Here is a 12,417-nt window from a genome sequence, read left to right as displayed (position 1 = left end):
TTGTAATGTAATAATAATCAAAGTAAAGAGAATGTCGCTAGCTAAATTACAATCTCAAAAAAAACATATTTCGCTGCTATTGGGTTTAGCACTTATTGGTTTAAGTTCCTGCGAAAAAAGAGACGCTAAAAAGGCCGGTTTTCAAGGCACCGTTCAAAATTTTAGAAGTTCTCAGGCAAAAGATGCCAACCAGTTAATTACGTTGGCCAATTTGGGTAAAGCTACTCTAGAAATAAATAAAAATTTAGGTTTACAAAACAGAAATAAGCGAGTAGTTAATTTTAGCAAAGTGATTGATGACAACCAAAATGAGCTTTTAAAATCATTGCAAGAAACAGCCGACTCAAAATTGATTATTATCAATAGTATTATTAAAAATGAGATACAAGAGGATTCTATTTTACACGAAGAATTGTATTTCGATTCGATAGAACAAAACTTAGTCGGACAAATTGAAGTATTACAAGATTTAAAACAAAATACGTTGGATACTATTATTTCTGAATTTGCTTTGGATCAATTACAAAAACAAACAAGGATTTTAGAATTAACCAGGAAGTTTAAAGTAAGAATTATGGCTCCTGAAATTTCCCAAATCGAATAAATAATAAAAATTAAAAAGTACCTATGAAAAACAAAAATTTAAAATACGCATTTGTAGCATTTTTATCAATGAATTTAGGCGTGGCAGTCGCGCAAAGTACAACATCTTCATCAGAACCAGAATTTGGTGTAAAAGGAGGAGTTAACCTTTCTAATTTGTATCAATCCGATGCAGATGATGAAAATGTCTTAGTTGGTTTTAATGCTGGTTTATACGCCAAATTACCCATAAGTGATAATATTGCTTTTCAACCCGAATTATTATATACAACAAAAGGTTCCGAAGTAGAGTACAATAATGCCATTGCTTCTGGAAAAGCCAAAATCAGATTGGATTATATCGAATTGCCTTTGCTTTTTAAATTCAATATAACCGAAAACTTCAACATTCAAGCTGGTGGATATGCCTCTTATTTGGTGAATTCAAAAGTAAAAAACGATGTAGATGGAGGAACAAGTTTTGATTTTGAAGACAATATTGATACCGACGATTTAGAACGTTTTGATGCGGGATTGGCAGCCGGTATTGGAGTTGATTTTAATCCAATTAGCGTAGGATTGCGTTACAATTACGGATTAACCACGATTGGTAAAGAAAGAACCATTCTAGGTCAAACGTATACCTTTCCAGATGCAAAAAATAGCAGCTTAAATTTATATGTTTCGTATAAATTATAAAAAAATTAGTAATCATTAAAACATAGAAATCATGTCAAACTTATTATACACAGTCGCAGTAATTCTTGTCATACTTTGGGCCTTAGGGTTTTTTGTATACAGTTTAGGAAGTATCATTCATATCTTATTAGTAATTGCCATCATTGCAGTACTATTCAGATTAATTAAAGGAAGAGAAGTTTAATACATTAGAAGTTTAATACATTATATAAATCATTTAAAATACATTATTATGAAAACAAGTAGCACATTATTAGGAATTGTAGGAGCAGCAGCAGTAGGAGCAGTAATCGGAGTTTTATTTGCACCAGATAAAGGTTCAAAAACCAGAAAAAAAATCGCCGATAAAAGCAAAGATTGCTCAGAAGATTTTAAAGGAAAATTCAGCGATTTAGTAAGTTCATTATCAGAAAGTGGTAAAGAAATGCTAGAAAATGGAAAAGCAAAATACAATGAAATGAAAACTGAAGCTCGTCAAGGAATTCACGAAGCTGGTAACGAAATTAAAAATTCTACCATCTAATATTCCTTAATCAATAAGAAACCTTAAAATGCAACCAAATGGAAACTAACACTTCAAGAACCGAAATGCTTTTTGACAAGGCAGAAACATATGCTAAAACGAGTTTTGAGATTATCAAACTTAAAACAGTATCGAAGACGGCTGACGCTTTGTCAACGTTGACTTCTCATATTGCCATTGGTGTTCTTGTAGTGTTTTTTGGTTTCTTTTTAAATATTGGATTGAGTTTATGGATTGGGGAACAATTGGGAGCCTCATATTACGGCTTTTTTATTGTTGGAGGTTTTTATTTTTTGATAACCCTTTTGCTTGCTATGAATAGAAGATCTTGGTTAAGAAAACCAATTGGGCAACTTATTTTATCTATTTTATTGAAGGAAGACGAAGACAACGCATAACGCAACTAAACAAAATGATTATGAGACCAAATTATTCCATAGACGATTTAAATATCGACATCAAGCTTTTAGAATTGCGCCAAAAACAAGAATGGCAAGAATTAAAAGATCAGATAGATTTAACTAAAGAAAGCCTTAAACCCATGCATTTTATTAAAAAAACATTAGGCAACTTTAAGGTAAATACACAAGATAAAAAAGACCTTTTTAGTACTTTGTTTAGTATTGGAACGGCTTATTTAACCAAAAAAATTGTAGTCGGTAAAACCGATAGCAAAGTTAAACGCTTTTTTGGAAACATGTTGCAATTAGGCTTAACTAATTTTTTGACCAAGAAAACAGCGGTCGAAAATTAATTGTAATGTAAAAGCTACTTATAAATTTTAAAACAACTGTCATGAAAAAAATAAACCAAATAGTTATTAAAAGTGGCATCGCTATATATTCAAATTATTTTAACTTTTTTGAAGTCACTAGAGTTTTTTTAGGTATATAATTCTTTCCATACGTTGTCTAGGAAACGGTTGGAGTGTTAGTACCCATTATATAAAATCAATACGTATTTGTACAAAAAGAGGCATTTTTAATTTAAAAAATGCCTCTTTTTTATTATTTATAATTTTGATAAACTGGAATTTTTAATCCAACGTACACATCGGTAGCTTTGGAATTATTCGAAAGCAAATTAGATACTATTGATCCAGACCCAATAAACAAAGGCCCGGCTCTAAATCCTGTTCCTACTTGCGTTCCGCTGTATTCCATCCATGTAAGGGGAATGTAAAAACTAAATTGACGAATTTCAAATCGAGGAGTTAAGCTAGCCGAATTAGTGATAGCAGTAGCATTTAGTTTTTTGACATTTACCAAGCTAAAATCGCTGCTTAAATTCAAATAAAACTTATTATTAATGTTCCAGTCAAAATTGGTGTGCAAGGCGGTTGGCAAATTGGCTTTAATTCCCTTTCGAGTACTGGTTTTGGTATAATAGTTATCAAAAAATTCGAAAATATCATCGGCATTATCAATATCTTCTTGCGTCACTTGACCCGTTAAATTATAGGTGTTTTCGATGGCATTTTTATAATTTATTTTTCCAATATCAGTAATCGAAGCTGCAGCTTTAAATTTATAACGGTTTCCTTGACAGGTGTGGCAATTGGTCCTGTATTCATAAGTAAAACCCAAGTCAATTCCTAATCCAGCCGATGTGGTGTCAAAAGTTGGATCTTCATCATTCTCATAATCGTAGCTTGCCGAAGTTGTTAAATTTCCCGTTGAATAAAACGTACTTTGCTCTGGATTTAGTTCCGATTTTGTAAAGGCAATCCTCAAATCTTTTCCCTGAATGTATCCGTTAATTCCGGCCATTAAATATTTTAATGTAATTCCCGCTTTCACAAAATGTTCGTCTCTGTCCAATAAAATGGTTCCATAACTCGCTCCAATTTCTGCCCAAGAATTCGAAACGGCATTTGGGTTACCACCTGTAATTAAAAAACTATTCGAATCGTCGATGTCTTTTTCCAGTTCATCAATAAGTTCTCCGTTGATGTCAATCAAATTGGTTATGCTTCTCACTCTCGAAAAAAGCGCAACACTATGTTGTGGCGTAATATTAAATAATACCGAAGGACCTAGAATGTCTACATTGGCATTTCCTCGATTGTTATTTTTGATGGTTTTACTGGCTTGTGTATCAAAATCAAAATCGCCACTAACAACATCAGTAAATTGAACTCCATACAAATCGTTTTGACCCGAAGAACCAACCGAAAATAGCGTAATATCTATTTTGTATTTTGAATCGACTACCGCCGAAGGATTAAATAAAACCGATTGAATTCCGGCATAACTGTCGTCTCGAAACCCAAAATACGATTGTGCTTTGGTAGTAAAAAAACTGCCCAAAAGACAGCCTACGAGTAATGTTTTTTTCATAAAATAGGGATTGGTTTGTAAATTTCTTTTCTTGTTAAAGAATATAAAGCAAATGTGGTAATAAAAGACATAAAAAAAAACCTAACTAAAAATGAATAAGTTAAGTTTTTTATAGGTTTAAATAAAGTGTTGCGTATTAAAATACTTCGCTAGCTTCTTTTAATTTTTCGGTATTATTTACCAATTGTAATTCGTCTACAATTTTTTGAATATCGCCATTTACAATATTTCCCAAATCGTATAAAGTCAATCCAATTCGGTGATCGGTTACACGTCCTTGTGCATAATTGTAAGTACGAATTTTGGCCGAACGGTCACCCGAACTCACTTGCGAAGAACGTTTAGAAGCATCTTCGGCTTGTTTTTTAGCCAATTCTTGTTCGTATAAACGAGAACGTAAAACTTCTAAAGCTTTGTCTTTATTTTTATGTTGCGATTTTTGATCTTGGCATTGCGCCACCAAACCAGTAGGAATATGCGTTAAACGAACCGCCGATTTAGTCGTGTTTACCGATTGTCCACCTGGTCCCGAAGAACAAAACAAATCAATACGTACATCATTCATGTCAATTTGCACATCAAATTCTTCGGCTTCTGGCAAAACCATTACAGTAGCGGCCGATGTGTGTACACGTCCTTGTGTTTCGGTTTGAGGGACACGCTGCACACGGTGAACGCCTGCTTCAAATTTTAGAGTGCCATAAACATCTTCTCCCGTAACTTCAAAAATCACCTCTTTAAATCCGCCCGAAGTTCCTTCGTTCATGTCTACAACCGAAGTTCTCCATCCTTTCGATTCGCAATATTTGGTATACATTCGGAATAAATCTCCCGCAAAAATACTGGCTTCATCACCTCCGGTACCAGCTCTAATTTCCACCATAACGTTTTTGGCATCTTCGGGATCTTTTGGTATCAGCATGAATTTGATTTCATCTTCTAATTCAGGCAATCTTTCTTTTGATTCGTCCAACTGCATTTTGGCCATTTCTACCATATCGGCATCGCTACCATCAGCAATGATTTCGTTGGCTTCATCAATATTGGCCATTAAAAGCACATATTCATCACGCTTTTCAGCCAATGCTTTTAAGTTTTTATATTCTTGATTTAATTGTACATATCGTTTTTGATCCGAAATCACGTCGGGTTGGATGATTAAATCCGAGATTTCGTCGAAACGTTGTTTTACTATTTGAAGTCTATCTAACATTTTTTTCTCCTTTTATGGAGTGCAAAATTACAAAATTTTTATTGAAAGTAAAGACTTGATTTCTTTTGCACCGATTTGTAACTTCCTTTTTTATTTTTTTTATGTAAGTTTTTGTAAATGAATAGATTGTAATAGGTCTCAACTTTTGTTAATGAGTAGTTAAACTATTGAGATTTTTTTTACATTTGCCGAAATTTTTATGCATTTTTAAAGTCTCTTTCATTATGAAAAAATCGGTACCTTTTTTTATGATTTTTAGTTTGCTATGCGCTTGTCAAAAAAACAATAGTGGTAGCGAAAATAAAGTGCAAAAAGCTTCGTGGCTGGTAGGTAATTGGGAAAGTAAATCGGAGTTTGGTACTTTAACCGAATCGTGGCAAAAAGTAAACGACAGTACGTTTACAGCGACTTCTTATTTTGTGAATTTAACCAAAGACACCATTCATTCCGAAACGGTTTCGCTTTTTCAAAAAGGTGATAGTTTGTATTATCGTGCCACGGTAAAAGGGCAAAATGAAGATAAACCGGTAGATTTTGTATTGAAATCGGAATCGGAAAATGCCCTGATTTTTGAAAATCCTAAACACGATTACCCTCAAAAAATAGCCTATACTAAAAAAGGAAAAGCCAATTTAGAAGCGACTATTTCAGGTTTACAAGCCGGAAAACTAAGTTCCGAAAAATACGCTATGATAAAAAAATAAGCCTCCCTTTATGATTGTAAATTTTGCCAAAACAAATGGTTAGTAGGTAAAATGTTTTTGGTAGGTGTACAAAGGGAGACTTTTACGATCTTTTTTTGGGTAAAATTGAGGGATTTATTTTTTAGCAACCGAGATAAAATATTTATTTCCATCGCCCATTGTTAGTTTTACGCGTTCATCGCAAACATCGATAGAAAATCCGGTGTTTTCGTAACAACTGCACGTCGTATTTTTTTCTTTAGACATGGGAGTGGAGCAGTTTAAGCGTTTGTAACCCGCTAATTGTGGCGAATAAAAGCTTACTAAATCGGTAGAGGCAGTAACTAAGGAAATGATACTGGCCGAGTTATCGTTGGTAATTCGGTACACAATACGATCGGTATACGAAATGTTGTTTACCACTACTTTTCGGATGTAAGTATAGGCCGTTGAGGCATCGTCACCTTCTTTTTCTTCAAACTTAAATCCTAATAAACCACGAACCGCAATATCAAATTTGGTTTGCGAATTGTAACTGGCCCATTCGGTCAAGGTACTGATGGTTGGAAAAGGGTTGCTATTTGTTGTTGAGCTACTTTGCGCTTTTGTAATCCCAAGCGTGAGGAAAAATAACAAGATTGTGGGGTAAAAAAATCTCATAAATTTAGTATTTTATAATATTGCCTACTCTGTATGGTTTTCGGCTTCTCCAGGTTTATACAATTTCTAATCTTTAACTAACGAAACGAATGGAAAAATGTTGTAATTTCTATTTGATTCAAACTAAAAAAAGCCAATTAAATAGCAGTTATAGCTATCAATTGAAATTTTATAATCGATAAAGTTGTCATCCTGTTTTAATTAGCTTTTAGAAACCAAAAGATTTCGTAAAACGTGAAATTACAGTTTATTTTTAGGAGATAAAAACGATTTAGGAAAAAGAAACTATTTTTTAAAATCTCATTATTAAATGGGCTAACGTGCAAACAAATTGTAATTTTTAAATCTTTTATAGCATTTTTTAATATTTGCTTTGTTTTTAGGAAAGGAAAAGGCTCTAATATTCTTGTAATTCTTCTATTTTGATTGGTTTTAAAATGTTAATAGCTTGCAAAATATTGGTATTCAGGATAGTAATGATTTTATTTTAAAAAATATTGTATGTAAATTTGCAAACTCTTTACAATTGAAGAAAATTTAAAAACCCAAACTACATTGGCTTGTAGTTTCTTCCTATGGAAAATAAGAAAAAAGTTGCCTTTTATACGCTCGGATGTAAACTGAATTTTTCAGAAACCTCTACCATTGCGCGAAACTTTCAAGACGAAGGTTTTGATCGTGTTGATTTTGAAGATGTGGCCGATATTTATGTCATCAATACTTGCTCCGTTACCGATAATGCCGATAAGCAATTCAAGCAAATTGTAAAAAAAGCAATGAAACGCAACGAGAAAGCTTTTGTAGCGGCTGTTGGCTGTTATGCACAGTTAAAGCCCGAAGAATTGGCGCAGGTAGATGGTGTTGACTTGGTTTTGGGTGCCACCGAAAAGTTTAAAATTACCGATTATATTACCGATTTAAGTAAAAACGATATGGGTGAGGTGCATTCCTGCGAAATTGCCGAAGCCGATTTTTACGTAGGAAGTTATTCGATAGGCGACAGGACCCGTGCTTTTTTGAAAGTACAAGATGGTTGCGATTATAAATGTACCTATTGTACGATTCCGCTGGCGAGAGGAATTTCGAGAAGTGATGCTTTAGAAAATGTGCTTAAAAATGCGCAAGAAATTTCGGCTCAAGATATCAAAGAAATTGTTTTAACCGGAGTAAATATTGGCGATTACGGAAAGGGAGAATTCGGAAATAAAAAACACGAACATACTTTTTTGGACTTGGTAAAAGCCTTGGATGAAGTTGAAGGAATTGAGCGTTTACGAATTTCCTCAATCGAACCGAATTTACTTAAAAACGAAACTATCGAATTTGTATCGCAAAGTCGCACTTTTGTACCGCATTTTCATATTCCGTTGCAATCAGGAAGTAATGACATTTTAAAATTAATGAAACGCCGTTACTTACGCGAAGTGTATACCGAGCGTGTTTCTAAAATTCGTGAAGTAATGCCACATGCTTGTATTGGTGTTGACGTAATTGTTGGTTTTCCAGGCGAGACTGACGAGCATTTTTTAGAAACCTATCATTTTTTAAATGATTTGGATATTTCGTATTTGCACGTTTTTACCTATTCCGAAAGAGATAATACCGAAGCCATTCATTTAGATGGTGTAGTCCCAACGAATGTACGTGCTAAAAGAAGCAAAATGCTGCGAGGATTATCTGTAAAAAAACGCCGAGCTTTTTACGAAAGTCAGTTAAACACCAATCGCACTGTTCTTTTTGAAAGTGAAAATAAAGAAGGTTATATTCATGGTTTTACCGAAAATTATGTAAAAGTAAAAACACCATGGAACCCCGAATTGGTTAATACGCTACAACAAGTTAATTTAACTAAAATTGATGAAGACGGAAGTGTTCGTATGGAATTTTTGAAGGAACTGGTTTAGTTTGAAAATCTTATAAATAAACAACAAAACCCCATTTTTATGGGGTTTTGTTGTTTTATATGCAGTTTAGATTTATGGATTTGTTGACCAAATTCCCGATTCTTTAATAAAAACCCTGCGGTTCAATTTAAGTTGTAAAACAATCAATTCGGCAATATCTTCGGCCTGCATTACTTTTTCTGGATTTCCATCGGTTAATTTTAATTCGATAGCCATATCAGTTGCGGCGGTACTCGGAGTTAAAGCCGTAACCCGAATATTGTGTTTTCTAACTTCTTGCATTAGCGATTCGGTTAAACCCAAAACAGCAAATTTAGAAGCACTATAAGCACTAGTCAAGGCATTTCCTCTTTGTCCCGCAGTAGAAGAAATATTGATAATATCTCCCGATTGTTTTTCAATCATAGTTGGCAAAACCGCACGGGTAACATAATAGGTCCCCATTAAATTTACCTGAATAATTTTCTCCCAATCAGTTGGTTCCATTTCAAGGAATTTTCCAAAAGCAGCAATTCCGGCATTGTTTATTAAAATGTCAATGTTTTCAAAAGAAGTCAACGCTTGAGCAACCGCTTCGTTAACCGATTGCATATTCGAAACATCAGCGGTAATGGCAAGTGTTTTTACCCCCAACGAATTAATTTCTTGAGCCACTGCATCAATATCTTTTTGGGTACGAGCCATCAAAATAATAGTAACACCTTCTTTAGCCAAAGCAATAGCAGTGGCTTTACCAATTCCTTTTCCTGCTCCGGTAATTAAGGCAGTTTTGTTTTTTAAGTCAATCATTGTAGTTTTTTTTAGAAGTAGAACAAAAATACGGTTTTGGCGGTAAGATTTATGATCGCAGATTTTAAAAAAAAGCTAAATATTAAAATTTGATAAAGATTCTGTAAAATTCTGTAACGACATCTTTCTACTGATGTCGCACATTTGTAATATAAAATTTCACATTTATGAAAAGAATAACACTACTATTTTTATCGCTTACCGTTCTTATGAGCGTTGTTTGTTGTAAAAATAATGACACTCAAAAACAAACCGATTCGCAAAATGAAATACAAGAAGATACTATCAAAATTGTTCATAGAGATAAAGCCAAAGGAATTGAATATAATTTAGAATCTTCCAAAAAATGGTTGCAAGAAAACAAAACCGATTCGCTAAAAATGCAAATTGTTTTGGCTGTAAACAGAACAGACAAAGCCAGTGTTGGTAAAATCGATTCCATTATAGTACCCAACACTTTTGACAACAAAGTAGAAGATTATTTGCCTTTTCCTTTGCAAATTGAAGCCATTAAAAAGATTTCGAAAATCATTATTTTTTCATATCCAACGCAAACATTTGCGGCATATAAAAATGGTACGATGGTTTATACCGGACCCACTAATATGGGGCGAAAAAAAGATCCAACTCCAACGGGACTTTTTTATACCAACTGGAAAGCTGAAGAAACTACCAGTACGTTTAATGATGAATGGGATTTAAAATGGAATTTTAACATCGAAAATAAATTAGGTGTGGGTTTTCACGAATATATTTTACCAGGTTATCCAGCATCGCATTCGTGTTTGCGTTTACAAGAAAAAGATGCACGTTATTTATACGATTGGGCCGAGCAATGGGTTTTAGCTGATAAAGAAACTGTAAAAGCCAAAGGAACTCCCGTATTGGTTTATGGAAGTTATGATTTTGATGCGCCAAAACCTTGGGCAAAATTAATCACAAAACCCGATGCTTTAGAAATTTCTGAAAATGAATTGGCTGGTTTACTTGAGCCACACGTAAACGAAATATTGAAAGAACAAAAAAACAGTGAAAATATTAGATTGCAATTGTAGGTTTTTGCAATACTATTTTTGGGGCGGTTCCACTAAACTTGAACAATTCGGTTGCTAGTTTAGTGGAACTTTATTTTAGGGGTAAATTCAGTTTGTAGATTGTTGATTCCTGTAAATTATCATCTTTGTCTTCGCAGAGTAAAAAACTAATGTGGTCTTTGTTTTTTTCGTACAAAGTGATACCTTCAAATTTTTGCGAATTACTTATTTTTTGAGTACTTCTAATTTTCATTTCGGCAACATCCATTTTACCTATGAAACTTCCTAAAATTTCGCCATCTAAATAAGTTGATTTTGTATTTTCAACTGTGGCTAAAAAATAAATGGCATCCTCAACCAAAACGGCATCGGTAAAACTGGCTCGAATACCTTTGATTTTTGGTAATTTATATGGTGTGGCCACAATTGCTAATTCTTTTGATAAATCCGTAGCATGAATGGTAAAAATGGTGTTTTTATTACTCAAGCCATTTCCTCGATTAAATAAATACCAATTTTCGCCTTCAAAAATAGCACCTTCAATATTAAAATCTTCGGGTTTTATTTCCGAAAATTGTTGCATTAAAGCATACAAATAGGTTAAATCATTATTCTGAATTTTCTTTTTCGATGGCAAATCAAAAGCAATCATTTTATTGCGATTTGGAGTAGATCCCGATCCAAAAACAAATAGAGTATCTTTAAAACAAGTTAAGGATTCTAAATCGGATTTTTCTTTTTTCGGCGTGCTTTCTAGCGGATTTTCAATCAAAGGATATTTGTTTAATTCTTTTGAATTTATACTGTATTCGTATAAAAAACCGCTATTATCGCCAATCATATAAAGCGAATTATCTTGGTAAAAAAGACCGGAAGCAGCTCCAATTCCGATAATATGAAATAAAATTTCTAAAGTGAATTTTTCCATTTGAATCAATTTTTAGCGAAGATAAGTTTTAATGCGAAAACTTTTTAATTTAAAAGTATTCGGATGGCTTTTTGCGCAGCACACTTTCGATAATTGTTTTTAAAATATTATATTTAAGAGAATTTTAATGCAAGGTATATGAAATCGATAAAGCCAAAAGATTTTAAAGTTTCGGGAAAAATAAAACTCCCTGATTTTCCCACGCTCTTGGATGTAAAGGCTTCCGACGATGAAAAAGAAGATAAATTAGATGATATCCGAGAAAAATTAAGCGATTTGCAAGATACAATGTATGCCCATAATCGGTATGGCGTTTTAATTTGTTTGCAAGGAATGGATACCTCGGGGAAAGACAGTTTAATTCGGGAAGTTTTTAAAGAATTTAATTCGCGTGGTGTAGTCGTGCATAGTTTTAAAACACCAAATTCAACCGAGTTAGAACATGATTATTTATGGAGGCATTATATTGCATTGCCCGAAAAAGGGAAATTTGCCATATTTAATCAAACGCATTACGAAAATGTATTGGTAACGCGCGTGCATCCGGACTATATTTTAAACGAAAATTTGCCTCATATCAATTCGGTTGAAGATATTCCGGAAAATTTTTGGAAAAAACGCATGAAACAAATCAATCATTTTGAAGAACATATTGTTGAAAATGGCACGATTGTTTTAAAATTTTATTTGCATTTAAGTAAAGAAGAACAGGCGAGGCGTTTGTTGCGGCGTTTAGAAGAAGAAAAGCATAATTGGAAATTTTCACCAGGCGATTTAAAAGAGCGAGAGCACTGGGAAGAATACATGAAGTACTACGAAGAAGCTATAAGCAAAACGTCTAAAAAAGAGGCTCCCTGGTTTATAGTTCCAGCCGATGATAAGGATATGGCACGTTTTATTGTAGCCAAAATTATTTGGGAAGAACTGCAAAAATACCACGATATAAAAGTCCCAGAATTAGATCCTAAAATTAAAGACGATTTTGAAGTTTATAAAAAAGAGTTGTTAGGATAAATTAAAAAAATTATAAAATAAAAAACGTCTTAAAGGGAATTTAGCTATC

General features: G+C 33.4%; 15 protein-coding genes. 10 read left to right on the top strand and 5 right to left on the bottom strand.

Going from position 1 to position 12,417, the window contains the following annotated elements; translation table 11 throughout:
• Positions 1–31: 31 nt before the first annotated feature.
• The 6 genes from I5M07_RS04465 to I5M07_RS04440 all read left to right on the top strand — a co-directional run bounded on the left by I5M07_RS04465 (position 32) and on the right by I5M07_RS04440 (position 2,558).
• Positions 32–604, top strand: coding sequence for a hypothetical protein (locus I5M07_RS04465; protein ID WP_200104991.1), 573 nt, complete (start codon positions 32–34; stop codon positions 602–604).
• A 68-nt stretch (positions 605–672) separates the two neighbouring features.
• Entirely contained in the window at positions 673–1,281 is a 609-nt protein-coding gene (locus I5M07_RS04460) for a porin family protein (RefSeq protein ID WP_449536176.1), read from the top strand.
• Between the two features lie 31 nt (positions 1,282–1,312).
• The gene (locus I5M07_RS04455; protein WP_200104989.1) at positions 1,313–1,465 is read left to right on the top strand and encodes a lmo0937 family membrane protein; all 153 of its coding nucleotides are present in this window, start codon (positions 1,313–1,315) and stop codon (positions 1,463–1,465) included.
• A gap of 48 nt (positions 1,466–1,513) precedes the next feature.
• Entirely contained in the window at positions 1,514–1,804 is a 291-nt protein-coding gene (locus tag I5M07_RS04450) for a YtxH domain-containing protein (protein WP_200104988.1), read from the top strand.
• A 38-nt stretch (positions 1,805–1,842) separates the two neighbouring features.
• Positions 1,843–2,202, top strand: coding sequence for a phage holin family protein (locus tag I5M07_RS04445; protein WP_200104987.1), 360 nt, complete (start codon positions 1,843–1,845; stop codon positions 2,200–2,202).
• Between the two features lie 20 nt (positions 2,203–2,222).
• On the top strand, positions 2,223–2,558 hold the full coding sequence (locus I5M07_RS04440) for a hypothetical protein (RefSeq protein WP_200104986.1): 336 nt from the start codon (positions 2,223–2,225) through the stop codon (positions 2,556–2,558).
• Between the two features lie 253 nt (positions 2,559–2,811).
• Here the strand turns inward: I5M07_RS04440 and I5M07_RS04435 are convergent, their stop codons facing one another.
• Positions 2,812–4,143: a DUF5723 family protein gene (locus I5M07_RS04435; RefSeq protein ID WP_200104985.1), complete on the bottom strand. Its 1,332-nt coding sequence runs from the start codon at positions 4,141–4,143 to the stop codon at positions 2,812–2,814.
• Between the two features lie 136 nt (positions 4,144–4,279).
• Positions 4,280–5,356, bottom strand: coding sequence for a peptide chain release factor 1 (gene prfA, locus I5M07_RS04430; protein ID WP_200104984.1), 1,077 nt, complete (start codon positions 5,354–5,356; stop codon positions 4,280–4,282).
• 224 nt (positions 5,357–5,580) lie between these two features.
• Here prfA and I5M07_RS04425 point away from each other — a divergent pair, with 224 nt between their 5' ends.
• On the top strand, positions 5,581–6,060 hold the full coding sequence (locus I5M07_RS04425) for a DUF6265 family protein (protein ID WP_200104983.1): 480 nt from the start codon (positions 5,581–5,583) through the stop codon (positions 6,058–6,060).
• A gap of 114 nt (positions 6,061–6,174) precedes the next feature.
• On the opposite strand, the gene I5M07_RS04420 is transcribed toward I5M07_RS04425, so the two are convergent.
• Complete coding sequence (locus I5M07_RS04420) at positions 6,175–6,699, bottom strand: hypothetical protein (RefSeq protein ID WP_200104982.1); 525 nt, start codon at positions 6,697–6,699, stop codon at positions 6,175–6,177.
• A 575-nt stretch (positions 6,700–7,274) separates the two neighbouring features.
• Between I5M07_RS04420 and mtaB the strand changes: the two genes are divergently transcribed.
• Entirely contained in the window at positions 7,275–8,603 is a 1,329-nt protein-coding gene (gene mtaB, locus I5M07_RS04415) for a tRNA (N(6)-L-threonylcarbamoyladenosine(37)-C(2))-methylthiotransferase MtaB (RefSeq protein WP_200104981.1), read from the top strand.
• A 72-nt stretch (positions 8,604–8,675) separates the two neighbouring features.
• On the opposite strand, the gene I5M07_RS04410 is transcribed toward mtaB, so the two are convergent.
• Positions 8,676–9,392, bottom strand: a complete 717-nt coding sequence (locus I5M07_RS04410; protein WP_200104980.1) for a 3-ketoacyl-ACP reductase — start codon at positions 9,390–9,392, stop codon at positions 8,676–8,678.
• Between the two features lie 167 nt (positions 9,393–9,559).
• Between I5M07_RS04410 and I5M07_RS04405 the strand changes: the two genes are divergently transcribed.
• Complete coding sequence (locus tag I5M07_RS04405; RefSeq protein WP_200104979.1) at positions 9,560–10,447, top strand: L,D-transpeptidase; 888 nt, start codon at positions 9,560–9,562, stop codon at positions 10,445–10,447.
• A gap of 70 nt (positions 10,448–10,517) precedes the next feature.
• On the opposite strand, the gene I5M07_RS04400 is transcribed toward I5M07_RS04405, so the two are convergent.
• Entirely contained in the window at positions 10,518–11,354 is an 837-nt protein-coding gene (locus tag I5M07_RS04400) for a DUF6929 family protein (RefSeq protein WP_200104978.1), read from the bottom strand.
• Positions 11,355–11,492: 138 nt separating this feature from the next.
• Here I5M07_RS04400 and I5M07_RS04395 point away from each other — a divergent pair, with 138 nt between their 5' ends.
• Positions 11,493–12,368 (top strand): PPK2 family polyphosphate kinase, encoded by an 876-nt coding sequence (locus I5M07_RS04395; RefSeq protein ID WP_200104977.1) that lies wholly within the window; start codon positions 11,493–11,495, stop codon positions 12,366–12,368.
• Positions 12,369–12,417 lie beyond the last annotated feature (49 nt).

The sequence above is a fragment of the Flavobacterium agrisoli genome, assembly GCF_016522065.1.
GTDB lineage: Bacteria > Bacteroidota > Bacteroidia > Flavobacteriales > Flavobacteriaceae > Flavobacterium > Flavobacterium agrisoli.
Note: the sequence above shows the minus strand (reverse complement) of the source record. Positions and strands in the feature narration are given on the sequence as shown.